Raw genomic sequence first — 23,887 nt, 5'->3', positions numbered from 1 at the left:
GCGCAGTCGCAAATTCGTCGCGACAAATTGGTGCCGTGGCAAAAGAAGCGGACCGTGACGCCTCAGATGGTAACGAGCCCACGCACGCCCTCAGCTTCCATATTTTCACCACGCCCCTGTTGCACGATCTCGCCCCGGGACATCACCAGGTATTGGTCGGCCAGTTCGGCGGCGAAATCGTAGAACTGCTCCACCAGCAGAATGGCCATGTCGCCCCGGGCCGCGAGTTTTTTGATCACGGCACCGATCTCCTTGATCACTGACGGCTGGATGCCTTCGGTGGGCTCGTCGAGGATCAGCAGGCGAGGGCGGCTGGCCAGCGCGCGGCCGATGGCCAGTTGCTGTTGCTGGCCGCCGGACAGATCGCCCCCCCGGCGTTGTTTCATTTGCAACAGTACCGGGAACAGCTCGTAAATGAACGCTGGCACTTCCTTCGCTTCGCTACCGGGAAAACGCGACAGGCCCATCAGCAGGTTTTCCTCGACGGTCAGGCGGCCGAAGATCTCCCGGCCCTGGGGTACGTAGGCAATGCCGGCATGCACTCGCTGGTGCGGCTTGAACGCAGTGATGGGTTTGCCTTCCCAGTTCACCGCGCCTTCCCTGGCCGGCAGCAGGCCCATCAGGCATTTGAGCAGGGTGGTCTTGCCCACGCCGTTGCGCCCGAGCAGACAGGTGACTTCGCCGACCTTCACGTCAAACGTCAGGCCGCGCAGGATGTGGCTTCCGCCGTAGTACTGGTGCAGTTTTTCGACTTGCAGCATGTTCAAATTCCTTGTATTTCACACAGAACCCTGTGGGAGCTGGCAAGCCAGCTCCCACAGGGTTTGCATTCGCAACCTCAGCGACCGAGATAGACCTCGATCACCCGTTCGTTGTCCTGCACCTGCTCCAGTGAGCCCTCGGCCAGCACGCTGCCCTGATGCAACACGGTGACGTGGTCGGCAATCGAGCCGACGAAGCCCATGTCGTGTTCCACCACCATCAGCGAATGCTTGCCGGCCAGGCGCTTGAACAGCTCGGCGGTGAATTCGGTTTCGGCGTCGGTCATGCCCGCCACCGGTTCATCGAGCAGCAGCAATTGCGGGTCCTGCATCAGCAGCATGCCGATTTCGAGGAACTGTTTCTGGCCGTGGGACAGCAAGCCGGCCGGGCGATTGACCGAGCTGGTCAAGCGAATGGTGTCCAGCACTTCGGCGATGCGGTCTTTCTGCTCGCCGCTCAAGCGCGCCCGCAGGCTGGCCCACACTGACTTGTCGGTTTTCTGCGCCAGTTCCAGGTTTTCGAACACGCTCAAGGCTTCGAACACCGTCGGCTTCTGGAACTTGCGCCCGATGCCGGCCTGGGCGATCTGCACTTCGCCCATCTGCGTCAGGTCCAGGGTTTCGCCGAACCAGGCTTTGCCGTGGCTGGGGCGGGTCTTGCCGGTGATTACGTCCATCAGCGTGGTCTTGCCTGCGCCATTGGGGCCGATGATGCAGCGCAGTTCGCCGACGCCGATGTACAGGTTCAAATCGTTCAGCGCCTTGAAGCCGTCGAAGCTGACGCTGATGTCTTCCAGGGTCAGGATGGTGCCGTGGCGTGTATTCAGGCCTTTGCCGGCGCGCTGGCCAAGACCGATGGCGTCACGGCTGCTGCCAGCGTCCTTGTTGGGTTCTACGGGGAAAAACGCCGGTTCGAGCATGAACTCAGCGGTTGCCGTGACTCTCATGATTCACCTCTTTTCTTCAGCAGACCGATCACGCCTTTGGGCAGGTACAGGGTCACGACGATGAACAGCGCGCCGAGGAAGAACAGCCAGTACTCGGGGAACGCCACGGTGAACCAGCTCTTCATGCCGTTGACCACACCGGCACCGAGCAACGGACCGATCAAGGTGCCGCGCCCGCCGAGGGCGACCCATACGGCCGCTTCGATCGAGTTGGTCGGCGACATCTCGCTCGGGTTGATGATGCCGACTTGCGGCACGTACAGCGCACCGGCCAGGCCACACAACACCGCGCTCAGCACCCAGACAAACAACTTGAACCCGCGCGGATCGTAGCCGCAGAACATCAGGCGGTTCTCCGCATCGCGCAACGCGGTCAGTACCCGACCGAACTTGCTCTGCGCCAGGCGCCAGCCGATGTACAGGCTCGCCACCAGCAACAGCACCGTGGCGAAAAACAGCACCGCGCGGGTGCCCGGTTCGGTGATGCCAAAGCCGAGAATGGTGCGGAAGTTGGTGAAGCCGTTGTTGCCGCCAAAACCGGTTTCGTTGCGGAAGAACAGCAACATGCCGGCAAAGGTCAGGGCCTGGGTCATGATCGAGAAATACACGCCCTTGATTCGCGAACGGAAGGCGAAGAAGCCGAATACCAACGCCAGCAACCCCGGCGCCAATACCACCAGGCACAGGGTCCAGAGGAAGCTGCTGGTACCGGTCCAGAACCACGGCATTTCAGTCCACGACAGGAACGTCATGAACGCTGGCAAACCATCACCCGAAGCCTGGCGCATCAGGTACATGCCCATGGCATAGCCGCCGAGGGCGAAGAACAGGCCGTGCCCCAGGGACAGCAGGCCGGCGTAGCCCCAGACCAGATCGAGCGCCAGGGCGACGATGGCGTAGCAGAGAATCTTGCCCACCAACGTCAGCGTATAGGCTGAAACATGCAGCGTGCTGTCCACCGGTAACAACGACAGCAGCGGTAACGCCAGCAACACAATGAGGATCACTGCGCCGATGGCAATCGAGACTTTGGGGCCGGCTTTTTGGGTCGCGGTAACGAGCAGGGGCTGGTTCATCAGTCGATCACCCGTCCTTTGAGTGCGAAGAGGCCTTGCGGACGTTTCTGGATGAACAGAATGATCAGCGCGAGGATGAGGATCTTGCCGAGCACCGCACCGATCTGCGGTTCGAGAATCTTGTTGGCTATCCCTAAGCCGAATGCCGCCAGCACGCTACCGGCCAACTGGCCGACACCACCGAGCACCACCACCAGGAACGAGTCGATGATGTAGCTCTGGCCGAGGTCCGGGCCGACGTTGCCGATCTGGCTCAGGGCCACGCCACCGAGGCCGGCGATGCCCGAGCCAAGACCGAAGGCGAGCATGTCCACGCGTCCGGTGGGCACGCCGCAGCAGGCGGCCATGTTGCGATTCTGGGTGACCGCTCGCACGTTCAGGCCCAGGCGTGTCTTGTTCAGCAGCAGCCAGGTCAGCACCACCACAAACAGTGCAAAGACAATGATGACGATGCGGTTGTAGGGCAGTACGAGATTGGGCAGCACCTGAATCCCGCCCGACAGCCAGGCCGGGTTGGCCACTTCGACGTTCTGCGCGCCGAACAGCAACCGAACGAGCTGAATCAGCATCAGGCTGATGCCCCAGGTGGCGAGCAGGGTTTCCAGCGGGCGGCCATAGAGGTGGCGAATCACCGTGCGCTCCAGCGCCATGCCGATGGCGGCGGTGACGAAAAATGCCACGGGCAACGCAATCAGCGGATAGAACTCGATGGCCTGCGGGGCGAAGCGTTGGAACATCAGTTGCACCACATAGGTCGAGTAGGCGCCGAGCATCAGCATCTCGCCGTGAGCCATGTTGATCACGCCGAGCAGGCCGAAGGTGATCGCAAGGCCCAGTGCCGCGAGCAGCAGGATCGAACCAAGGGACATGCCGCTGAACGCCTGGCCCAGCATCTCGCCGACCAGCAGCTTGCGCTTGACCTGGGCGAGGCTGGTTTCAGCGGCGGTACGCACCATCGCATCGGTTTCAACGCCCGGCTCAAGCAGGCTTTCGAGGCGGGTGCGGGCCAGCGGATCGCCGGTTTCGCCGAGCAGGCGCACGGCAGCGAGGCGCACGGCTGGATCGCTGTCGACCAGTTGCAGATTGGCCAGGGCCAGGCTGAGGGCGGCGTGGACGCCTTCATCCTTTTCTCCCGCCAGTTGCTGGTCGAGGAATTTCAACTGCGCCGGTTTGGCGCTCTTCTGCAATTGCTGCGCGGCGGCCAGACGGATTTTTGCGTCGGCGGCGAGCAACTGATGACTGGCCAGGGCCGAGTCGATCAGACCCCGCAGGCGGTTGTTCAGGCGCAGGGTTTTCGGTTGCCCGTCGATGGTCAGTTCGCCTTGTTGCAGGGCATTGATCAACTCGATACGGGCCGGATCGGGCTGCGCGGCCCAGGCTTCCAGAAGTTTGGCTTGCTGCACGGGATTGGCGGCGACGAAGTCTTCGGCGTCGCCGGCGTGGGTGGCCATCGGCAGCAAGAGTGCGATGGCGAGGATGAGGCGGTAAAGGGCGGTGGGCATAGTAAGTCGCCTTGACGCGGACATTGTGGGAGCTGGCTTGCCAGCGATGCAGGCGACTCGATGTATTTGCTGCACCGAGGCGATGCCATCGCAGGCAAGCCAGCTCCCACAGGGATTTGTGTCGGCCTGAGACAAAGTGCCCGGGCCCGACATCCTGTGGCTTAGTTGCTCTTCACCGCATACTCCGGCTTCTTGTCGTTGCCCTGGATGAACGGGCTCCACGGTTGGGCGCGGATCGGTCCTTCGGTCTGCCACACCACGTTGAACTGACCGTCAGACTGGATCTCACCAATCATCACCGGCTTGTGCAGGTGGTGATTGGTCTTGTCCATGGTCAGCGTGTAACCGGATGGCGCAGCAAAGGTCTGGCCGGCCAGGGCTTCGCGGACTTTGTCGACGTCGGTGGATTTGGCTTTTTCGGCGGCTTGCGCCCACATGTGAATGCCGACATAGGTGGCTTCCATCGGGTCGTTGGTCACCGCTTTGTCGGCGCCCGGCAGGTTGTGTTTCTTGGCGTAGGCTTTCCAGTCGTCGACGAACTTCTTGTTCACCGGGTTCTCGACCGATTCGAAGTAGTTCCACGCGGCGAGGTTGCCCACCAGTGGCTTGGTGTCGATGCCGCGCAGTTCTTCTTCGCCGACCGAGAACGCCACAACCGGAACGTCGGTGGCTTTCAGGCCCTGGTTGGCCAGTTCTTTGTAGAACGGCACGTTGGAGTCGCCGTTGACGGTGGAGATGACGGCGGTCTTGCCGCCCGCCGAGAACTTCTTGATGTTGGCGACGATGGTCTGGTAATCGCTGTGACCGAAGGGGGTGTAGACCTCTTCGATGTCCTTGTCGGCCACACCTTTGGAGTGCAGGAACGAGCGCAGGATCTTGTTGGTGGTGCGCGGGTAGACGTAGTCGGTACCGAGCAGGAAGTAGCGTTTGGCGCTGCCGCCTTCTTCGCTCATCAGGTATTCAACGGCGGGGATCGCCTGCTGGTTCGGCGCGGCGCCGGTGTAGAACACGTTCGGCGACATTTCTTCGCCTTCGTACTGCACCGGGTAGAACAGCAGGCCATTGAGCTCTTCGAACACCGGCAGTACCGATTTGCGCGACACCGAAGTCCAGCAACCGAACACCACGGCGACCTTGTCCTGGGTTAGCAACTGACGACCCTTTTCGGCGAACAGCGGCCAGTTCGACGCCGGGTCGACCACCACCGGCTCCAGCATCTTGCCGTTCACGCCGCCCTTGGCGTTGATCTCGTCGATGGTCATCAGCGCCATGTCTTTCAATGACGTTTCGGAGATCGCCATGGTCCCGGACAACGAATGCAGAATACCGACCTTGATGGTCTCGGCGGCCTGGACGGTCCAGGTCATGCCCATTGCGGCAATGGATGCCGAGAGAGTGAAAGCCTTGATCAAACTGCGACGCTTCATTGTGCGATCTCCATGAACTTATGAGTTTTCTTGGTTGGCAGATGCGGACTACTGAAGGGTCTTTAGCAAGGGCTGTGCCCGGTCGGGGAAAGGTAGGGGAATAGCGTTTTAGAGCGGTTATGCGGATTGATGACGCACCAGGAAGGATCGCGGCAGGCGTGTTGGTGCGAAGCGTTGCGCCAGATTGGGGCGCAGATTGTGTGAGCAACAACAATCGATTGTGGGAGTGGGCTTGCTCGCGAATGCGGTGTTTCAGATGCCATTGATGTTGTCTGACACACCCTCTTCGCGAGCAAGCCCGCTCCCACAAAGTCAGCGGCGCATCAGATCAGCTTTTGACGCAGGTTTCAAAACCATGTCCGCCACCTTTGTACTCCGGGCCGTAGTAGTACTTGGTGAATGAAGTTTTCCCGTCGGGCATGGAAGCGAAGTTCGCAATCCCGACACCGTAATCCTTGAGCGACGGGTCCGTATGAGCAAAGTAAATCGCCAGGGAACTCGAGTTGGCGGCGGCAAAGCCGTCATACCGGGAGTTGTCGGGCAACGTCAGGGTAATACCGTAGGCGCCATGTTCGCCGGTACTTTGTTCGGCATTGAGTTTCATGTCGACAACACCTTCAAACGCACCGATATGGCTGTCCATCCCGGTGCATTGATATCGGCCGCTGTAGTCAACGCCAGTAAAGGGGGGCTTGGCTGCCCATGCAGGCGTTGAAACAAGTGCGATGGATATGATGAGTTTTTTGAACATGTTTACCTCTTTCCGCTCTTGTAAGAGTTGTGACGATTGAGGTGTAGGAATAATCGTCATTGAAGTGCGCGAGTGTTTTTATTATTCAACTCGCGGGGGCGGAGTATGAGCGTGGTAATGGATTTGTTAAGTGCTAACTCAATACGAGGTTTTTCCAGGCATAGATGCAGTTTTGAAGTTTGTTTTAATTAAACATGGCGTTAACGACGTCGCATCAAGCCGATGAAGAACAACCCGCCAATCGCCGCCGTGGCCACCCCGATGGGCAAGTCTTCGGGCGCGATCATCGTCCGTGCAGCAACGTCGACCCAGACCAGAAACACGCTGCCGAGCAACACGCACACCGGCAGCACTCTTCGGTGTTCAGCCCCGACCAGTCGCCGCGCGATGTGCGGCACCATCAGTCCGACAAAACCGATCGAGCCGCTGATCGACACCAGAACCCCGGTCATCAGCGATGCAATCAGAAATACCCGCAGGCGCACGGTGCGCGCATTCAGGCCCAAGGTCACTGCCGTCTGCTCACCGGCCATCAGTGCATTCAACGGTCGCGCCATGCCCAGCAGCAACACCAGCCCGAACAACACACTGGCGGTCGGTACCGCCAGCAATTCCCAGCGCGCCAGCCCGAGTCCGCCGAGCATCCAGAACATCACCGCCGAACTGGCTCGATGGTCGCCCAGGAACAGCAACAAATTGGCGATCGCCATCATCACGAACGACACCGCCACGCCGCACAACAACAGACGATCACTGTCGAGGCGACCGTGGCGGCTAGCGATCATCAGCACCACCAGCATGCTCAGCAATGCACCGATGAAGGCTGCGATCGGCAAGGTCAGCAGGCCAACGATTTCTCCGACATGCAACACAACGATCACCGCGCCCAACGTCGCGCCGGACGTGACGCCGAGTAAATGCGGGTCAGCCAGCGGATTGCGCGTCACCGCTTGCAGCACGGCGCCGATCAAAGCCAGCCCGGCGCCCACGAGTGCGCCGAGCAGCATGCGCGGCACGCGGATCAGCCAGACGATATGTTCCTGCCCGGGGTTCCAGTCCGGTACACCGAAGCCGAACAGTTTGTGCAACAGAATGCGCCACACCACGTCCAGCGGTACCCGCGCCGGGCCGAAACCCAGGGACACCACGCACGACACCAGCAACAGGGCACCGAGGGCGATCAGCAACAGGGCGTAGCGACGGTTGATCATTCGCTGTGGAAGCCCTTGGCCAGGGTGGCGACCGCCAGCACGTTATCAATGCCCGGTGTGGCCTGCACGTACGGGATGACGATGAAGCGCCGGTGCTTGATCGCGTCCACCGATTGCAGGGCCTTGTTGGCCAGCAGGAACTGAATCTTCTGTTCGGCAGTGATTTCGCTGTAGTCGACGATCACGATCACCTGCGGATTGTGTTCGACCACGCTTTCCCAGTTGACCCGGGTCCAGCTTGCGTCGACATCCTCCAGGATGTTGCGCCCGCCAGCGGCGTCGATCAGTGCTTGCGGCATGCCCAGGCGGCCTGAGGTCATGGCCCGGTCTTCGCCGCTGTCGTACAGGAAGACCCGCGGTCTTTGCGCGGGCAAGGTTTCGCGAATGTTGGCCACTTGCGCCTGCATGTGGGCGACCAGGGCGTTGGCGCGGTCCTGCACGTCGAAGATCCTGCCGAGGTTGCGCAGGTCGTTGTAGGTGTCTTCGAGGCTGGCCGGTGGGCGCTTCATCACGAAGGCGCAGGATTCGCTCAGCTCATACACATTGATGCCCAGCGGCTGCAGGGTTTGCGGAGTGAGATCGCCGCCCACGCGCATGCCGTAGTCCCAGCCGGCGAAGAGGAAATCGACGTTGGCATCGAGCAGGGTTTCCACCGACGGGTACTTGGCCGCCAGCTCCGGCAGACCGTCGAGCAGCGACTGCATGTCGGGTGTCACGGCCTTCCAGCCACTGACGCCGCTGTAGCCGGCCATTCGTGATTTGAGGCCGAGGGCGAGCATCATCTGGGTCATGTTGATGTCGTGGCTGAGGGCGTGTTGCGGTGCTTGCGTGAAGGTCACTTCGCGGTTGCAGCTTTTGACTGTCAGCGGGTAATGGGTGGCTTCGGCCAAGGCCTGGGCGCTGCCCGACAGCATCACGAGGCAGAGGCCGAAGCTCAGCAGGGAACGCAAATTCATGGTTGGGTTATCCAGGTGATTCGTGGGTAGCCGTGCAGCGGATGGTCATCGATAAGCGCTTCGACGCCAAACACGTTGCGCAGCAGGGCGGCGGTGAGCACCTCTTGCGGCGTGCCGCTGGCGACGATGCGGCCATGGTTGATCACGTACAACCGATCACAAAAAGCCGCCGCCAGGTTGAGGTCGTGGATGCTCGCCAGGGTGCCGATGTTCAGGTGCTTGACCAACTTCAACAGCTCAAGCTGATAGCGTGGGTCGAGGTGGTTGGTCGGCTCGTCGAGGATCAGCAGTTGCGGTTGCTGGGCCAGGGCGCGGGCGAGGATTACCCGCTGTTTTTCACCGCCAGAGAGGGTGGCGAACTCATGGTCATCGAAGCCCTTGAGGCCGACGGACTCCAGCGCCTGATGAATGAGTGTCGAGTCCTCGAGCGTGTCGCCATCGAACAGTCCTTTGTGCGGCGTGCGGCCCATGGCGACCACTTCCTCGACGGTCAGGCCGAAGGCGTCGGGGAACTCCTGCAAGACCACGGCGATGCGTTGTGCACACCAGCGCGAGGATTGCTTCCAGACATTCTGATGATCGAGCCTGACTTCGCCGTGCTCCGGTTTACTGAAGCGCCAGGCACAACGCAACAGGCTGGTCTTGCCACTGCCGTTGGGGCCGATCAGCCCGACGAACTCACCCGCGGCCACGTGCACGGAGGCATCACGCAGCTGGAATTGATGGTGGCAATGGCCGTGGCCCAGTGGGGACCAGGTGAGGTTGGTGAGGTGCAGCGAGGTCATGCCGTTACTCTTGAGGTGAAGCTGATGGCCTCTTCGCGAGCAAGCCCGCTCCCACAGGAGTTGCGTGAAACCTGTGGGAGCGGGCTTGCTCGCGAAGAGGCCCGAAAGGACACCCTCAATGCGAGAGGGTGACGCGCGGGGCAGTTTACAGCCCCTTGAGCCCCGCGCATCTCAGCTGTTTCATGATGAAGATGAGGCGTTCTCAGTCTGCCGGGTAAAACGCGACAGCAGCACGCGATCCAGCACCCACACCACCACCAGCGAAGCGCCCACCAACGGGAAGGCCACCGCGAGGGCGAACATGATCACCATGGCGGTTTTCCATTTCGGCAGGTCGTGGCGCAGCGGCGGTACGCCGAGTTTTCCTTGCGGACGACGCTTCCACCAGATCACCACGCCGCTGACCGCACTGAGCAGGATCATCAGGCAGATCAGCAAAACGATGAGCTGATTGAGTGTGCCGAACATCTTGCCTTCGTGCAGCATCACGCCGATTTCCGTGGCGCGGGCGACGGCGCCGTAGTGCTCGAAACGCACATCGGCAAGGACCTTGCCGGTGTACTGGTCGATGTGCAACGTGGCGTCATTGCGCGGGTCATCGGCGAACACGGCGATGGTGAACACACCCGTGGCGGTCGTTGGCAAGGTGATGCTGTAGCCCGGCTCGACCTTGCTTTGGGTGGCGATGTTCTGCACGTCCTGCAGGCTGATGGTCGGTGCGGCCGGGCCGGCTTGCGCGCCATCGTGGGCCATGTGCTCGGCGTGGTCGCCGGACATTGGCATCGGCGTGTTTTCCATGGCCCAGGGCACGGTCTGGCGGGTGGCGCTGTTGAGGCTGCGCGCCTCGACGTCGGACTTCGGTACGTTGTCCCACATTGCCGCCGGAAAGACGTTCCACACGGCCGCGTATTGCTGGCCCCAGAAGCCGGTCCAGGTCATGCCGCTGAGCAGCATCACCAACAGCAGGGAGGCGCCCCAGAATCCGGTGACGGCATGCAAGTCACGCCAAAGCACCCGCCCGCGACTGCTCAGGCGTGGCCACAGAATGCCGGCGGCCTGACCGCGCGGCCACCACAGGAATACCCCGGAAACCACCAGCACCACACCCCAACCGGCGGCCAGTTCGATCAGCCGATCGCCGACGGTGCCGATCATCAGCTCGCCGTGAATCGCGCGCGCAATGGCTTGCAGGTTCTTCTTGGCGTCTTGCTCGCCGAGGATGTCGCCGTGGTACGGATCGACAAAAACGTTCAGCTCGTTGCCGTCGTTGAGCACGACGAACTGGGCGCTGCGTTCGGTATTGACCGGTGGCAGGTACTGTTTGATCGTTGCCTGGGGATACGCATCTTTTACCCGCTTGAGCAGGTCGTCGGCCGGGACAGTGTGATGACCGGCCGGCACGTTGAGCAGGCTGCTGTACATCAGCGAATCGAGTTGCGGCTTGAACAGGTAAATGGTGCCGGTCAGGGCCAGCATCACCATGAATGGCGCAACGAACAATCCGGCATAGAAATGCCAGCGCCAGGCCAGGTTGTAGAAATTCACTTTGGGCTGTTTCATCACGTGTGCTCCGCTTGGCTGGATCTTTTAGTTGTTTGTTTTGCGGTTGCTGCGCAACCGATCGCGGGCAAGCCCGCTCCCACAGGTTCCACATTGTCCATGTGGGAGCGGGCTTGCCCGCGATGCTCTTAAAAGCTCATATCCACCTTGGTCCAGAGCGTGCGCCCCGGCTCCTTGATGGCTTGCGGGTCGTTGGCGGGGTAGCCGAAACCAGCGTTGCCTGCCAGGTTCAAATGCTCGGCGTAAGCCTTGCCGAACAGGTTGTCGACGCCGCTGCTGACCTTCCAGTTGCTGTTGATCCGATAGGCACCGTTGAGGGAGAACACGCCGAACCCCGGCGTCTTGCCGAAGTCCTTGCCGACCACGTTGCCCTTGTTCTGGTCGATACGGTTTTGTGCGGCGACCACTCTCCACAGTGCGCCGGCACTCCAGTTGTCTTCGCTGTAGGTCAGGCCGAAACGGGCATCCAGCGGCGGCATCTGCGGCAATGCAGAGCCATCGCTGCTGTTCTTGCCCCAGGCGTAGGCCAGGGTCGCGTCGGCTTTCCAGTGTTCAGTGAGGCTGTACGCGGCGCCCAGTTCGCCGCCCATGATTCGTGCGTCGATGTTCTCGGCTTGCGAGGTCGTGCCCATCATTGTCGGGGTGTAGTTGAACAGGATGTAATCGCGCACCTGCCCGACGTAGCCCGAGGCCCAGGCTTGGAGTGTTTCGGTCTTGTATTGCAGGCCGAAATCGAGCTGGGTGGTTTTTTCCGGTTTGATTGAATCGAAGGCATTCACCGAACCGGCGGGGCCGGACTTGGGTGAAAACAGCTCCCAGTAATCCGGGAACCGCTGGGTGTGACCGAGGCCCGCGTACAAGGTGGTCGGGCTGTCGGCCAGGTCATGCTCGTAGCGGATGAAGCCGCTTGGCAGGGTGTCGGCGCGGGTGTCGTCGGCGGTCGGATTCGGGCGGGTCATCATTCCCGAGCCGACGGTCTGCCGATAGTCCTTGGCCGAGGCGCGGTCCAGGCGTGCGCCGCTGATCAAGCGGTCACGGTCGGTGGCGTACCAGGTCAGTTCGCCGAACGCACCGTAGTTATGGAAGTCGGCATCCTTGGTGTAGGGCAGGTCCTTGTAGGTGTCGATGCCCATGGCGCTGCGCTGGCGATGTTCGTTGGTCTGTGCGTCGATGCCACTGATCAGTTGCACATCAGCCCAGCGCCAGGTGGCCTTTATCCGCGCGCCGAGGGTGCGTCGGTCGACGTTGGAGGCCATGGGGCCGGCCATCATGCCGGTACCGGACGGCGTGCGCAGGGTGTAGTTGTCCATCACGTGGTCGGCGTAGTTGTAGTAGACCTGCGCCTCGACCGTATCCAGCACATCGCCGATGCTGGATTTCTCGAAGCGCAGGCCGAGGCTTTCGCGCAGGAACTGCGAACCGTCCATGCTGCGCCCGGCGTAGCGCGCTTCACCGTCACCCTTGCCGGCGGTCAGCTCCAGCAGGGTATCGGCATCCGGGGTCCAGCCGAGTGCGACGTCGCCGTTCCATTTGTCGTAGCGCGATGGGACGGTGTCGTTGTTGCCATCCTGATAGTCGTCTGCATGTGCGGTGTTGCCGATTACCCGCACGTAGCCCAGTGGCCCGCCGGCAGCGGCATCCACCAGTTTGTCGAAGCGCCCGTTGGAGCCGGCCAGCACACTGGCGTTGACCCGTGTGCCGAGCTCGCCGAAGCTTTCCGGCTCGCGGTCGAACAGGATGGTGCCGGCCGAAGCGCCCGGCCCCCAGAGCACGGTTTGCGGGCCTTTGATCACGGTCAGCCTGTCGTAGGTTTCCGGCGAAATGTAGGAGGTCGGCGCGTCCATCCGCCCAGGACAGGCGCCAAGCATCATGCCGCCGTTGGTGAGGATGTTCAGGCGCGAGCCGAACATGCCGCGCAGCACCGGGTCGCCGTTGGTGCCGCCGTTGCGCACTTGGGCGAAGCCCGGAATGGTTTTGAGATAATCCGAGCCGTCGCTGGCCGGCACCGGTTGGCGCGGGTCCTTGGGGTTGGTGACGATGGTCAATGGCGAGCTGGGAGCAACGGCGGTAATCACCGTCGGGCTCAGTTCTTCAGTGTGACCGGCGTGTTCATCGGCCAGCGCGGAAGGCGCCAGCAATGCACTGCACAAAATCGCAGTGGCGTGCCTGAAACGAATGCCGGATTCGTTTTGGGCCATGGAGACTTGGGCTGGGCTCAAGCCTGTGTCAGCAGAAAACCTGGACATGAAATTTCCATCGAACAGTCGTAAACGACACGGCCGGCAGCCTGAAGCTGTCCCTGTGGGAGCGGGCTTGCTCGCGAAAGCGGTGTGCCAGGCGACATCTACGTTGACTGACACTCTCTCTTCGCGAGCAAGCCCGCTCCCACCGGTTGCTTGGGTTGTCTTGCGGGCCGTGTGAGATCGGAGGTGGGTGTTTACGCGACGGCAGGCGGGGCGCGGGTGCGGGCGCCGGGGAAGACGGTTAGCCGGGCATGGCCCAGGCGCGGAGAGGGCGTGGTGAAGGTGTTGACAGGTGGAGTGACGAAGTTGGCGAAGGACACGCCACCGGTCAGCGCCGGGCAATTGAACAGCAGGCTGCAATAGCCGCACTTTTCCCACAGCACATGGTGCCCCGGGGCTGGCGGGCAATGCTCGGCGGAGGTTTGCTTGCCGTGGTCGGCATGCTCCATCGCAGACATGTCCATGCTCATACCCGCAGGCATGCTCATCGACATGGCGCGCGAATCCATCGGCATCGACTGGGAAATCAGCGGACCGATAAAGATCATCAGCATGGCGAACAGGCTGATCCAGCTGCCGCGTGTCAGGCTCAATGCCTGACTGCGTGGCCTGGATGACCTGGCGCTAAGCGGGCGCATGGGCGTTTTCAGCTCAGGCGATTACGGATTGTGCATGTGCGCTTGCATGCCGTCCGGCGCCTGCTTCTGCACCGCGACTTCGACCGTCACGTCACCGGCTTTTTCGAAGTGCAGTGTCATGGGGAAGCGCTTGCCGTCAACCAGCAGGCTGCGGTCCTTGAGACCCAGCAACATCACGTGATAGGCCATCGGTGCGAAAGTGACCTCGCCACCGGCGGGCACTTCCACGCTCGGTACGTGCTGCATTTTCATCATGTCGCCTTGCATCACGTGCTCATGCAATTGCGCTTCGCCGGCAATGGGGGTGTCGACGCTGAGCAGGCGGTCGGCGGTCTTGCCTTCGTTGTCGATCACGAAATACGCCGCAACGGTGGGCGCACTGGGTGGCAACTCCTGGGACCACGGGTGGGCGATTTCCAGCGTGCCGACCTTGTATTCGTGGGCATTGGCAAAGCAGGCAGGCAGCAACAACGCGGCCAGAACGATGAGTTTGTTCAACATGGCAGTTCTCCGGGACGATTTAAACGCAGGTCAATTGCGAGAAAAAATCACACCAGAGGTGAAGCGCGGGGGTTGAGACTCGGCCATTGCTGGCGTGGTGACGGGCTGTCGAGCGAGGTGGCAGGCAGGCTTCGGTTGGATTCGAAGTGCGCGAAATACAGCTGTGGCGAATGTCCCGGCAACGCCACCAATGGCGCAGAACCCGAGCAGCACCAGCAATGCTGCATGTTGGAATGATCGTCGTTTTGCGGGGCTTTCTGTTCAAGGTCGCCGATGGAAATCGCCACCATCCTGGTGCCGCTGGCGCTGCAGAAGCTGCCCCACAACAACTGTTCGGCAGGTGACTTCGACGTTTGCGCCATCGCTCCGGACATCGGCATGGCGAGCAAATTGAACAGCACTGCGAAGCAGGCTATCCAGGCAATTGCGAGCCGTTGTCGGGACATGGGACAAAATCCGTTTGGGTGGGCGATCAGGCGCGGGCTATTTAGCCTGATCAGGGCCGATAAGTAAAAATGCGGCGTGCGGTTTGGTGTCGCAGTGCGTTGCGTTCATTGATTTCATCATAGCTGCGAATTCCAGAATGCCAGCACCGCTTAAACATTGTTCAGAATCTCAAGAGAGTCAGTCGTTCATTAAAAGTTTGTACGTAAAGTCTGAGTGACTGGCAGGTTCCAGCCTTTGCGTAATCCCTGGTGGCGCTTCGCGGGCAAGCCCGCTCCCACAGGTTTCTTTGTCTAGCCCTGGATTTGTGCTCAGTGAGGTCCACTGTGGGAGCGGGCTTGCCCGCGAAGGCGCCCTGACGTGTTCGCAAAAATCAGATCAATTGCTGCTCTACCATTACCTGCAGTATCTCGGCCACCGCCGCAAACTCTCGCTCAACCCAAGGCAACACCGGCCGCTTCAAAACAATTACCGGCACCCCACGCTCACGCGCCACTTCCAGCTTCGGCTCGGTCGCTGCGCTGCCGCTGTTCTTGCTGATCAATACGTCGATCTGTCGGCGTTCGAACAAGGCTCGTTCATCCTCAATCAGGAAGGGGCCTCGTGCGCCGATCACTTCGCAGCGCTCGTTACCCGGATAGACCTCCAGCGCGCGCAGAGTCCAGAATTGCTCCGCAGGAATTTCGTCCAGGTGTTGCAGGGGCTCGCGGCCGAGGGTGAACAGCGGTCGGCGGAAGGGTTTCAGGGCTTCGATCAGTTCGGCCCAATCGGCAACTTCCCGCCAGTCATCACCCACCCGGGCTTGCCAGGCCGGACGTCGCAGCGCCCAGCAGGGAACGCCGCTCAATTGCGCGGCGGTCGCAGCGTTCTGGCTGATTTGGGCGGCGTAGGGGTGAGTGGCATCGACCAGCAGTTCGATACCTTCATCGCGAATGAATTGCGCCAGACCCTCGGCACCGCCGTAACCTCCCACGCGGATCTGACATTGCAGGTCCGTCGGCACCCGACCGATACCGGCCAGGCTGTAAATGTGCTGCGGCCCCAGCGTGCGGGCAATGGCCAGGGCTTCGGTCACACCGCCGAGCAACAGGATGCGCTTCATTGAAACGCGCCTGCATGGCCGACAATCCCGCCCTGGCGATCGATGGCAAAGACTTCCACCTGAACCTGTGCCGGCACCACGCTGCGGGCAAAATCCAGGGCGTGCTGGCAGACTGCGTCGCCCAGGGCAACCCCGGCTGCGGCGGCCATGGCCAGTGCCTGCTGGCTGGTGTTGGCCTCGCGGATGCTTTGCTGCAATGCCGTATCGGCACCGACCTGTGCGGCCCATTGCGCCAGTTGCGGCAGGTCGATGCTCGAATGACGACTGTGCAAATCCATATGCCCGGCCGCCAGTTTGCTGATCTTGCCGAAACCACCGCACAGGCTGAGCTTGTCCACGGGCACTTTGCGCAGGTGTTTGAGTACGGCACCGACGAAGTCGCCCATTTCGATCAGGGCAATTTCCGGCAGGTTGTAGACCTGGCGCATGGTGTCTTCGCTGGCGTTGCCGGTACAGGCGGCGATGTGCAGGTAACCGTTGGTTTTTGCCACGTCGATGCCCTGGTGGATCGAGGCAATGTAGGCCGCGCATGAAAACGGCCGGACGATGCCGCTGGTGCCGAGGATCGACAGTCCACCAAGAATGCCCAGGCGTGGGTTCATGGTTTTCAGTGCCAGTGCCTCGCCATTCTCGACATTGACCGTCACGTCGAAACCGCCGGCATAACCGAGTTCGTCGGCCAGTCCCGCCAGGTGATCGCCGATCATTTTGCGTGGCACCGGGTTGATCGCCGGTTCGCCGACACCCAGCACCAGCCCGGGCCGGGTCACGGTGCCGACGCCGCGGCCGGCATGGAAGCGAATCCCCGGCTCGGCGCTCAGGCGCACCTGGGAGTACAGCAGGGCGCCATGGGTCACGTCGGGATCGTCGCCGGCGTCCTTGAGGGTTCCCGCTTCGGCACCGTCCTCGGTGAGGCGGCAGAACTCCAGACGCATCTGCACGTGCTTGCCTTTGGGCAGCACGATGTCCACCGCATCGGCCGTTACACCGGCCAACAGCAAGCGAGCGGCAGCGAGGCTGGTAGCGGTGGCGCAACTGCCGGTGGTCAAGCCACTGCGCAGCGGTGCAGGTTGTTCGGCGGTCTCGTCACGCATCGAAAGGCTTCGTCACGTCCAGCAAGGTAATCGGCAGGGCCTGGCGCCAGGTGTCAAAGTTGCCCAGCGGTTGTGCTTGCGCGATATGAATTCGCGTCAACTCTCCGCCGTGTTGCTCGCGCCAGGCCATCAGGGTCATTTCACTTTGCAGGGTGACTGCGTTGGCAATCAGCCGGCCACCGGGCTTGAGTTCGGCCCAGCACGTATCCAGCACGCCTTCACGGGTGACACCGCCGCCGATGAAAATCGCGTCCGGTCGCTCCAGGCCGGCCAAGGCCTGCGGCGCATTGCCACGAACCAGCTGCAGGCCGGGAACGCCGAGGGCATCGCGGTTGTGCTCGATCAACGCCTGGCGGCCGTCATCCGCCTCGATGGCCAGTGCGCGACAACCGGGGTGGGTGCGCATCCATTCGATGCCGATCGAGCCACTGCCGGCACCGACATCCCACAACAGTTCGCCGGGGATCGGGGCCAGACGTGCGAGGGTGATGGCGCGCACATCGCGTTTGGTCAATTGACCGTCGTGCCTGAAGGCGGAGTCCGGCAGTCCGGCCAGTCGGGACAGGCGCGGTGTATTCGGTTCAGCGACACATTCGATGGCGACCAGGTTCAGGTCGGCGATCAGCGGGGCGTTCCATTCGCTGGCAATGCTGTCGATACGCCGCTCGGCTTCGCCGCCCAGGTGTTCCAGCACGGTGAGGCGGCTGGGGCCGAAGCCTCGTTCGCGCAACAGTGCAGCGATGGCCGCGGGGCTGCGGCCGTCGTTGCTCAATACCAGCAAGCGCACGCCGCTGGACAGGTGGGCGTTGAGTGTGGCGAGCGGCCGGGCCACTACCGAAAGGGTGACCACGTCCTGCAAGGGCCAACCCATTCGCGCTGCTGCCAGTGAGCAGGAGGAGGGCGCGGGAAGCGTCAGCACTTCGCTGGCAGGGAGTTGTCGGGCAAGGCTGGCGCCGACGCCATAGAACATTGGATCGCCGCTGGCCAGGACGCAGACGGGCTCGCCACGTCTGGCCAGGACCGGTTCAAGGGAAAAAGGACTTGGCCACAGTTGCCGTTCGCCACGGATGCAGGTTGGCAGCAGATCCAGTTGTCGTTGACCGCCAATGATCCGCGAAGCCTTCAGCAGAGCATGTCGGGCATTTTTTCCAAGCCCCTTGAAGCCTTCCTCTCCGATGCCTACTACTGTCAGCCAGGGGGTCATGCTGTTCCTCATCTATCAATCGAAGCCAAATCACGGAGCCGGTCCGTGCCGGGCTGGCGGTTGCGCATCATACCGCGGCGCGGCATTCGCCTGTTGTCATCGGGTGAAGGCGTGCTTTTGACCGTGATGACACCATTCAAGTGTCAGGATATTCAATCTTATGATGGCTTGCGCAGTTCGAATCTCTTCATGGTGATCTCGCGAAGCTTTTTTTCAATCAGCGGTTTTTTATTTTCGAGTTTATATCTGTCCAGTTTAAGGCTGGCCCGGCGCTGGGTGATTTGTGCATCCTGATCTTCCCAGTTCCAGAACAAAAAACCACTTTTTCTTGTGGTTACTACCAATTCAAGATTAAAGACGGCTATTTCAAGGAACCCCCTTGAATCGTAGCGTGCAGGTATTACCTGAAAACCTTCTCCCATAAGACTCTCTTTATCCAGTGAAAACAGCGCCGATTTGTCGGGCTTCAGCGCGTCGAGCGTGTCTATCATGGCATTGCCTTGTCGGGAGTCCCGCATGCCTTCAGCGCTTTGCACCAGAAAGTGCGCAACGCTTTGTGAAATGACGCTACGGGTGCGGGTGAAAATCGCGTTTTCAAAGACAGACCAACCCAGGAAATCCAGCGTATTTACATACTCATGCAGCCACGTTGACGAATCAGTGAAGCGACTACAAAGCATGTCAGCGGATTTTGTGGCTATTTGTGTGCAATCGGTAAGGTCTTTGTGATCTTGCAGTGAAAGTTCGTCTATGCATGAAGTAAGGCTGTGTCCGGTTAATGCTCCAGACAGGCTGTTTTTGCTCATGGGTTGCTCCTGATAGTTAGCTATTTGATATGTTTGCTATTGTTGTTTGCGAATTAAAAGTACAGGAGTCGATATGGGGTTGAAATAAGAGCGGGTTGTGAAGTTGATTTTTGTTGTCAGTATTTTTTGCGGCGTTTATGCCTGACATGAGCCAGTACAACTCGTGTGCCAGAACAAATATTCTGACGCCGGAGCCGGGCGCTTTTCGTCGTCCATTTGCCTGGACTTTTCATCCCGCCTGACAAAGCAGGCATAATGCTGCCCTTCGCCTCGTACCGGTCATCCAGTGAATCCTCGTCAGAAATCCAACCCTTTACGCCCTTCGGCCTGTCCCGGGTTGCTGCGTATCGTCCAGGCGTTGGACGGCGGCATTTGCCGAATCAAACTCAGCAGTGGTTCCATCCGTGCACAGCAGGCCTTCGCGGTGGCCGATGCAGCCGAGCGATATGCCGGTGGCGTGATCGAGGCGACCAATCGCGGCAACTTGCAGATTCGTGGCATCGGCAACGAACAGGCCGCTTTGATCGACTGCCTGCTTGCCGCAGGATTGGGCCCGAGCCATGCGGCGGGTGACGATGTTCGCAATCTGATGCTCAGCCCTGCCGCCGGGTTCGATCAGCAGATGCTGTTCGATACCCGTGCACTTGCCGATCGGATTTTGGCCACGGTGCAACAGCAGGAACGCTTTCACGATCTCAGTGCCAAGTTCGCTGTGCAACTCGATGGCGGCGAGGCTCTGGCGATGCTTGAGCATCCCCACGACCTGTGGCTCGCGGCCTTCGAGCGAAACGGTGTGCGACGGCTGGCGTTTGGGTTGGCTGGATGCCCGACGGACCAACCGGTCGGTTCGGTCGCGCTCGACGATGGCCATGCCCTGGTAGTCGCGGTGCTTGAGTTGTTCCTTGAACGGGCGCGCCCCGAGCAGACGCGGATGCGTCATTTGCTGGCCGAGTACTCGATCGGGCACGTTCTGCTTCGGTTGGCTGAGTGTGTATCGATGCAAGCGGTTGTCGATTGGCAGCGGGTTTCGGCTGGCAGCGATTTGCACATCGGCGCCCATCCCCAGGCCGACTCCGGCGTTGTCTATGTGGGGGCTGTCCCGCCACTGGGACGGCTCGATCCGACGATGCTGCGAGGCGTGGCGCAAGTGGCATGCGAACTCGGTGATTCGAGTCTGCGTTTCACACCCTGGCAAAGTCTGCTGGTGCCCAATGTTCGCGCGGAAAATGCCGCTGAGGTCATTCGGCGACTGCAGTGTCTGGGTCTGCAGTGTGAAGCCGATCAGCCATTGTCCCGGCTGATCGCCTGCACCGGCTCAAACGGTTGCGCCAAAGGCCTGGCCGATACCAAGGGCGATGCCCTGCAATTGGCCGCGTTGCTGCGTCGCCATGGACCGGCGCTGAACATACACCTGAGCGGTTGCCCGCGTTCCTGCGCCGCCGCGCATATCGCGCCCGTCACGTTGCTGGCCGTCGCCCCCGGTCACTACGATCTATATTTTCGCGACGCAGCGCAGCCGGGTTTCGGCGCGCTGCACGCACACAACCTTACTATTGAAGCGGTCGCGGCCTTGCTCGACGCTCGCTCACGGAGCCCCCTTGATGCTTGATTACATCCGCGACGGTCAGGAGATCTATCGCAACTCCTTCGCGATCATTCGCGCCGAGGCCAACCTCGACCGAATTCCTGCCGATCTGGAGAAACTCGCGGTCCGTGTGATTCACGCCTGCGGCATGGTCGAGGCCATCGACGGTTTGCAGTTTTCCGACGGGGCGGGCAAGGCCGGGCGTGATGCGCTGGCGGCCGGCGCGCCGATTTTGTGCGATGCGCGAATGGTCTCCGAAGGCGTGACCCGCGCGCGGTTGCCAGCGAACAATCCGGTGATCTGCACCTTGCGTGACGAAAGCGTTCCGCAGCTGGCCCGTGAATTGGGCAACACCCGCTCAGCCGCTGCCCTGGAACTGTGGCGTCCCCATCTGGAAGGTAGCGTGGTGGTCATCGGCAACGCCCCGACGGCATTGTTTTATTTGCTGGAAATGCTCGACGCCGGTGCGCCGAAACCGGCGCTGATCCTCGGGTTCCCTGTAGGTTTCGTCGGCGCCGCCGAATCCAAGGCAGCGCTGGCGGCTGACAGCCGTGGCGTGCCATTTGTCATCATGCAGGGTCGCCTGGGCGGTAGCGCCATGGCTGCCGCCGCCGTCAATGCCCTCGCCACGGAGATCGAATGATGCAGCAACCTGGACGTTTGATCGGCCTTGGCGTCGGTCCCGGTGATCCGGAACTGATTACCGTCAAGGCGTTGCGACTGCTGCGCGAGTCGCCTGTAGTGGCGTACTTCGTCGCCAAGGGCAAGAAGGGCAACGCCTTCGGTATCATCGAAGCGCACCTGCAGGACGCACAGAATTTGTTGCCACTGGTGTACCCGGTGACCACTGAAGCCTTGCCGGCGCCGTTGTCCTACGAGCAAGTGATCAGCGACTTCTATGATGACGCTGCCGCAGAGCTGGCCGCGCATCTCGACGCAGGCCGCGATGTGGCAGTGATCTGCGAGGGCGATCCGTTCTTCTACGGCTCCTACATGTACCTGCACGACCGGCTCGCCCAGCGTTATCAGGCTGAAGTCGTGCCTGGCGTGTGTTCGATGCTCGGCGGAGCCTCGGTGCTCGGTGCGCCGCTGGTGTATCGCAATCAGAGTCTGTCGGTGTTGTCCGGTGTGCTGCCGCACGACGAACTCAAGCGTCGCCTGGCCGATGCCGATGCGGCGGTGATCATGAAGCTGGGACGCAACTTTCCCAAGGTCCGCCAGGTGCTCGGAGAGCTCGGCCTGGCCGAGCGTGCGCTGTACGTCGAACGCGCAACCATGGCCAATCAGAAGATCGTGCCGCTGGATCAGGTCGAGCCGATGTCTTCGCCGTACTTCTCGTTGATCATCGTTCCCGGTGAAAGGTGGCAAGGCTGATGACCCGTCCAGTTCCGGCGATTGTCATTCTCGGCAATGGCAGCCTCGCGACCGCACAGAAAATTCAGCAGTTTTATCCGGGGGCGTTGATCCACGGCCTGACCGGGCGGGTTGAGGGCGCTGACCGCGTCTACCGTGAATTCGGTGCGACCCTGCGTGAGCTTTATCAACAGGACACGCCGATCATAGCCTTGTGCGCAGCCGGGATCGTGATCCGAACGCTGGCGCCATTGCTGCTGGAAAAAGGCGCAGAGCCGCCAGTGCTGGCCGTGGCCGAAGACGGCAGCGCGGTGGTGCCTCTGCTTGGTGGTCTTGGCGGCGTGAATGTGATGGCGCGCGAGATTGCCGCCGCACTGGAAGTCTCGGCGGCGATCACCACCAGCGGTGAACTGCGTTTCGGCACCTGCCTGCTCAATCCGCCCAGTGGGTATGTCTTGGGCGATCTGGAATTGGGCAAGCGTTTCGTGTCCGATTTGCTGGCGGGTGAAACGGTGCGTATCGAAGGTTCTGCACCGTGGTTGGCGCAAGCGCAATTGCCTGAGAATGAACACGCGCGACTGACCGTTCACGTCGGTCATGCCGAGCGAGCGCCTGCGGCCCACGAATTGCGGATCTATCCACGCAACGTGCTGGTTGCCGTGGCGGGTGAAGTGGCCGATGCATCGGCCGCCATTCGCCAGGCTTTGCGTCAGGCCGGAATCGCAGTGCAATCGGTGGCTTGCCTGTTGGCAGCCGATAGTGAAATGGCCGGCTCCACGTTGCGCGAAGCGGCGCTTGAGCTGAGTGTGCCGTTGCGTTTTGTCAGCGCTGCAGGTGCGGCGACTGAGCTGGTGCATCATGCCATCAGGCCTGTATCCATCGTCGGCGATGACGTGGTTGCCATTGCAGTCGCCGAGCAGCCGTTGGAGCCATCGCAGATCGGCCGACCGCGCGGACGGCTGGCGGTGATTGGCCTCGGGCCAGGCGCTGCCGACTTGATGGTGCCGGCGGTGAAGGCAGAACTGGCTCGCGCCAACGATGTGCTCGGCTACGAAACCTACGTACGCATGGCCGGGCCATTCCGGGCTGACCAGGTGCTGCACTGCACGGATAACCGCGAAGAAATGCAGCGTGCCCGTCACGCCTTCGAACTGGCGGCTCAAGGGCGTTCTGTGGTGGTGGTGTCGTCCGGTGATCCGGGGGTCTTTGCCATGGCCGCGGCTGTGCTGGAGGCGCTTCACGAGTCCAGCGATGCCGCCTGGCACAACGTCGATCTCGAAATCCTGCCAGGTGTCTCAGCCTCGCTGGCGACGGCCGCCCAGGCCGGTGCGCCGTTGGGTCATGACTTCTGTGTGCTGTCGCTGTCAGACAACCTCAAGCCCTGGTCGATCATTGAAAAACGTCTGGACCTGGCCGCGCAAGCCGATCTTGCGCTGGCTTTCTACAATCCGATCTCTCGTTCACGCCCATGGCAATTGGGCCGGGCGCTGGAGATTGTCAGCCAGCACCGTGAGCCGGGAACTCCCGTCGTATTGGGGCGGGATATTGGCCGTCCGGGTCAGACGTTACGGGTGACCACGCTGGGTCAACTGGGTGTCGATCAGGTGGACATGCGGACAATGGTACTCATCGGGTCTTCGACAACTCGTGTGTTCCCTCGCCTGGACGGTAGTACCTGGGTGTACACACCACGCAGTTATGGCGACAAGCTTACCCCGATTCAATAGTTACTGTTCCGGACTGCTGAATAACTCCAGGCCATTATTAATTAGTAATGGCCTGGTGGGCGGTGTCTGTTTGTTTGTTGTTGAATGCGTGTCTCGCTAGTTTGTAATGATTGATATACACATGTTGTATTTAGTTGCGGTTGATGGTTGGAGTGAGCTGCGTTAGTTTTAAGGCGCTTCTGGATGGAGCGCTTGTTAATAAATAAAGGAGTAT

General features: G+C 61.1%; 22 protein-coding genes. 4 read left to right on the top strand and 18 right to left on the bottom strand.

All coding sequences use genetic code 11. The features are described 5' to 3' along the window. Positions 1–62: 62 nt before the first annotated feature. The 18 genes from urtE to Q8X48_RS03285 all read right to left on the bottom strand — a co-directional run bounded on the left by urtE (position 63) and on the right by Q8X48_RS03285 (position 19,008). Positions 63–761, bottom strand: coding sequence for an urea ABC transporter ATP-binding subunit UrtE (gene urtE / locus Q8X48_RS03370; protein WP_407799638.1), 699 nt, complete (start codon positions 759–761; stop codon positions 63–65). A 77-nt stretch (positions 762–838) separates the two neighbouring features. Further along, a complete protein-coding gene (gene urtD / locus Q8X48_RS03365; RefSeq protein ID WP_407799637.1) occupies positions 839–1,708 on the bottom strand; it encodes an urea ABC transporter ATP-binding protein UrtD in 870 nt (289 codons plus the stop codon). Then, positions 1,705–2,784 carry an urea ABC transporter permease subunit UrtC gene (gene urtC / locus Q8X48_RS03360; RefSeq protein WP_102700441.1) on the bottom strand — a complete coding sequence of 360 codons (1,080 nt, stop codon included), beginning with the start codon at positions 2,782–2,784 and terminating at the stop codon, positions 1,705–1,707. The genes urtD and urtC overlap by 4 nt, the downstream gene beginning before the upstream one ends. Continuing rightward, complete coding sequence (gene urtB / locus Q8X48_RS03355; protein ID WP_407799635.1) at positions 2,784–4,286, bottom strand: urea ABC transporter permease subunit UrtB; 1,503 nt, start codon at positions 4,284–4,286, stop codon at positions 2,784–2,786. The genes urtC and urtB overlap by 1 nt, the downstream gene beginning before the upstream one ends. Positions 4,287–4,447: 161 nt before the next feature. Then, positions 4,448–5,713, bottom strand: coding sequence for an urea ABC transporter substrate-binding protein (gene urtA / locus Q8X48_RS03350; RefSeq protein WP_007979634.1), 1,266 nt, complete (start codon positions 5,711–5,713; stop codon positions 4,448–4,450). A gap of 328 nt (positions 5,714–6,041) precedes the next feature. After that, the gene (locus Q8X48_RS03345; RefSeq protein WP_407799633.1) at positions 6,042–6,464 is read right to left on the bottom strand and encodes a hypothetical protein; all 423 of its coding nucleotides are present in this window, start codon (positions 6,462–6,464) and stop codon (positions 6,042–6,044) included. A 200-nt stretch (positions 6,465–6,664) separates the two neighbouring features. Further along, positions 6,665–7,675, bottom strand: a complete 1,011-nt coding sequence (locus Q8X48_RS03340; RefSeq protein ID WP_407799632.1) for a FecCD family ABC transporter permease — start codon at positions 7,673–7,675, stop codon at positions 6,665–6,667. Beyond that, entirely contained in the window at positions 7,672–8,631 is a 960-nt protein-coding gene (locus Q8X48_RS03335; protein ID WP_407799631.1) for an ABC transporter substrate-binding protein, read from the bottom strand. Before Q8X48_RS03335 ends, Q8X48_RS03340 begins: the two co-directional genes overlap by 4 nt. Continuing rightward, positions 8,628–9,416, bottom strand: a complete 789-nt coding sequence (locus Q8X48_RS03330; protein WP_407799630.1) for an ABC transporter ATP-binding protein — start codon at positions 9,414–9,416, stop codon at positions 8,628–8,630. The genes Q8X48_RS03335 and Q8X48_RS03330 overlap by 4 nt, the downstream gene beginning before the upstream one ends. 180 nt (positions 9,417–9,596) lie before the next feature. Then, a complete protein-coding gene (locus Q8X48_RS03325) occupies positions 9,597–10,976 on the bottom strand; it encodes a PepSY-associated TM helix domain-containing protein (RefSeq protein ID WP_407799629.1) in 1,380 nt (459 codons plus the stop codon). 128 nt (positions 10,977–11,104) lie between these two features. After that, positions 11,105–13,174, bottom strand: a complete 2,070-nt coding sequence (locus Q8X48_RS03320) for a TonB-dependent copper receptor (RefSeq protein ID WP_407799628.1) — start codon at positions 13,172–13,174, stop codon at positions 11,105–11,107. Between the two features lie 239 nt (positions 13,175–13,413). Then, complete coding sequence (locus tag Q8X48_RS03315) at positions 13,414–13,857, bottom strand: DUF2946 domain-containing protein (protein ID WP_407799627.1); 444 nt, start codon at positions 13,855–13,857, stop codon at positions 13,414–13,416. Between the two features lie 21 nt (positions 13,858–13,878). Then, positions 13,879–14,358: a copper chaperone PCu(A)C gene (locus Q8X48_RS03310; protein WP_015093285.1), complete on the bottom strand. Its 480-nt coding sequence runs from the start codon at positions 14,356–14,358 to the stop codon at positions 13,879–13,881. A 47-nt stretch (positions 14,359–14,405) separates the two neighbouring features. Then, positions 14,406–14,804: a DUF2946 domain-containing protein gene (locus tag Q8X48_RS03305; protein ID WP_015093286.1), complete on the bottom strand. Its 399-nt coding sequence runs from the start codon at positions 14,802–14,804 to the stop codon at positions 14,406–14,408. 371 nt (positions 14,805–15,175) lie between these two features. Next, complete coding sequence (locus tag Q8X48_RS03300) at positions 15,176–15,904, bottom strand: cobalt-precorrin-6A reductase (RefSeq protein ID WP_407799625.1); 729 nt, start codon at positions 15,902–15,904, stop codon at positions 15,176–15,178. Beyond that, the gene (locus Q8X48_RS03295; protein WP_407799624.1) at positions 15,901–16,998 is read right to left on the bottom strand and encodes a cobalt-precorrin-5B (C(1))-methyltransferase; all 1,098 of its coding nucleotides are present in this window, start codon (positions 16,996–16,998) and stop codon (positions 15,901–15,903) included. Before Q8X48_RS03295 ends, Q8X48_RS03300 begins: the two co-directional genes overlap by 4 nt. Beyond that, positions 16,991–18,202 (bottom strand): precorrin-6y C5,15-methyltransferase (decarboxylating) subunit CbiE, encoded by a 1,212-nt coding sequence (cbiE, locus tag Q8X48_RS03290; protein WP_407799623.1) that lies wholly within the window; start codon positions 18,200–18,202, stop codon positions 16,991–16,993. The genes Q8X48_RS03295 and cbiE overlap by 8 nt, the downstream gene beginning before the upstream one ends. A gap of 158 nt (positions 18,203–18,360) precedes the next feature. After that, a complete protein-coding gene (locus Q8X48_RS03285; protein ID WP_407799622.1) occupies positions 18,361–19,008 on the bottom strand; it encodes a hypothetical protein in 648 nt (215 codons plus the stop codon). A gap of 286 nt (positions 19,009–19,294) precedes the next feature. On the opposite strand from Q8X48_RS03285, the gene cobG reads away from it, so the two are divergent. The 4 genes from cobG to cobJ are packed head-to-tail and all read left to right on the top strand — an operon-like array spanning position 19,295 to position 23,673. Then, positions 19,295–20,617 (top strand): precorrin-3B synthase, encoded by a 1,323-nt coding sequence (cobG, locus tag Q8X48_RS03280; protein ID WP_407799621.1) that lies wholly within the window; start codon positions 19,295–19,297, stop codon positions 20,615–20,617. Continuing rightward, positions 20,610–21,236 (top strand): precorrin-8X methylmutase, encoded by a 627-nt coding sequence (locus Q8X48_RS03275; protein WP_407799620.1) that lies wholly within the window; start codon positions 20,610–20,612, stop codon positions 21,234–21,236. Before cobG ends, Q8X48_RS03275 begins: the two co-directional genes overlap by 8 nt. Further along, positions 21,233–21,967, top strand: a complete 735-nt coding sequence (locus Q8X48_RS03270) for a precorrin-2 C(20)-methyltransferase (RefSeq protein ID WP_015093294.1) — start codon at positions 21,233–21,235, stop codon at positions 21,965–21,967. Before Q8X48_RS03275 ends, Q8X48_RS03270 begins: the two co-directional genes overlap by 4 nt. Then, entirely contained in the window at positions 21,967–23,673 is a 1,707-nt protein-coding gene (gene cobJ, locus Q8X48_RS03265) for a precorrin-3B C(17)-methyltransferase (RefSeq protein WP_407799619.1), read from the top strand. Before Q8X48_RS03270 ends, cobJ begins: the two co-directional genes overlap by 1 nt. Positions 23,674–23,887 lie beyond the last annotated feature (214 nt).

Origin of the sequence: Pseudomonas sp. QLc11A, from assembly GCF_052112305.1 — a bacterium.
Taxonomy (GTDB): Bacteria; Pseudomonadota; Gammaproteobacteria; order Pseudomonadales; family Pseudomonadaceae; genus Aquipseudomonas; species Aquipseudomonas laurylsulfatiphila.
The sequence above is the reverse complement of the archived record's forward strand: the minus strand, read 5'-3'. Positions and strand labels throughout refer to the sequence as shown.

What these genes read in the sequence shown, in the direction of transcription:
- Q8X48_RS03310 (WP_015093285.1), bottom strand. Translation starts at nt 14,358, where the DNA reads ATGTTGAACAAACTCATCGTTCTGGCCGCGTTGTTGCTGCCTGCCTGC.
- urtC (WP_102700441.1), bottom strand. Translation starts at nt 2,784, where the DNA reads ATGAACCAGCCCCTGCTCGTTACCGCGACCCAAAAAGCCGGCCCCAAA.
- Q8X48_RS03330 (WP_407799630.1), bottom strand. Translation starts at nt 9,416, where the DNA reads ATGACCTCGCTGCACCTCACCAACCTCACCTGGTCCCCACTGGGCCAC.
- Q8X48_RS03275 (WP_407799620.1), top strand. Translation starts at nt 20,610, where the DNA reads ATGCTTGATTACATCCGCGACGGTCAGGAGATCTATCGCAACTCCTTC.
- cbiE (WP_407799623.1), bottom strand. Translation starts at nt 18,202, where the DNA reads ATGACCCCCTGGCTGACAGTAGTAGGCATCGGAGAGGAAGGCTTCAAG.
- Q8X48_RS03345 (WP_407799633.1), bottom strand. Translation starts at nt 6,464, where the DNA reads ATGTTCAAAAAACTCATCATATCCATCGCACTTGTTTCAACGCCTGCA.
- Q8X48_RS03335 (WP_407799631.1), bottom strand. Translation starts at nt 8,631, where the DNA reads ATGAATTTGCGTTCCCTGCTGAGCTTCGGCCTCTGCCTCGTGATGCTG.
- Q8X48_RS03300 (WP_407799625.1), bottom strand. Translation starts at nt 15,904, where the DNA reads ATGAAGCGCATCCTGTTGCTCGGCGGTGTGACCGAAGCCCTGGCCATT.
- urtE (WP_407799638.1), bottom strand. Translation starts at nt 761, where the DNA reads ATGCTGCAAGTCGAAAAACTGCACCAGTACTACGGCGGAAGCCACATC.
- Q8X48_RS03295 (WP_407799624.1), bottom strand. Translation starts at nt 16,998, where the DNA reads ATGCGTGACGAGACCGCCGAACAACCTGCACCGCTGCGCAGTGGCTTG.
- urtD (WP_407799637.1), bottom strand. Translation starts at nt 1,708, where the DNA reads ATGAGAGTCACGGCAACCGCTGAGTTCATGCTCGAACCGGCGTTTTTC.
- Q8X48_RS03285 (WP_407799622.1), bottom strand. Translation starts at nt 19,008, where the DNA reads ATGAGCAAAAACAGCCTGTCTGGAGCATTAACCGGACACAGCCTTACT.
- urtB (WP_407799635.1), bottom strand. Translation starts at nt 4,286, where the DNA reads ATGCCCACCGCCCTTTACCGCCTCATCCTCGCCATCGCACTCTTGCTG.
- Q8X48_RS03320 (WP_407799628.1), bottom strand. Translation starts at nt 13,174, where the DNA reads ATGGCCCAAAACGAATCCGGCATTCGTTTCAGGCACGCCACTGCGATT.
- Q8X48_RS03305 (WP_015093286.1), bottom strand. Translation starts at nt 14,804, where the DNA reads ATGTCCCGACAACGGCTCGCAATTGCCTGGATAGCCTGCTTCGCAGTG.
- Q8X48_RS03270 (WP_015093294.1), top strand. Translation starts at nt 21,233, where the DNA reads ATGATGCAGCAACCTGGACGTTTGATCGGCCTTGGCGTCGGTCCCGGT.
- urtA (WP_007979634.1), bottom strand. Translation starts at nt 5,713, where the DNA reads ATGAAGCGTCGCAGTTTGATCAAGGCTTTCACTCTCTCGGCATCCATT.
- Q8X48_RS03325 (WP_407799629.1), bottom strand. Translation starts at nt 10,976, where the DNA reads ATGAAACAGCCCAAAGTGAATTTCTACAACCTGGCCTGGCGCTGGCAT.
- cobJ (WP_407799619.1), top strand. Translation starts at nt 21,967, where the DNA reads ATGACCCGTCCAGTTCCGGCGATTGTCATTCTCGGCAATGGCAGCCTC.
- Q8X48_RS03315 (WP_407799627.1), bottom strand. Translation starts at nt 13,857, where the DNA reads ATGCGCCCGCTTAGCGCCAGGTCATCCAGGCCACGCAGTCAGGCATTG.
- Q8X48_RS03340 (WP_407799632.1), bottom strand. Translation starts at nt 7,675, where the DNA reads ATGATCAACCGTCGCTACGCCCTGTTGCTGATCGCCCTCGGTGCCCTG.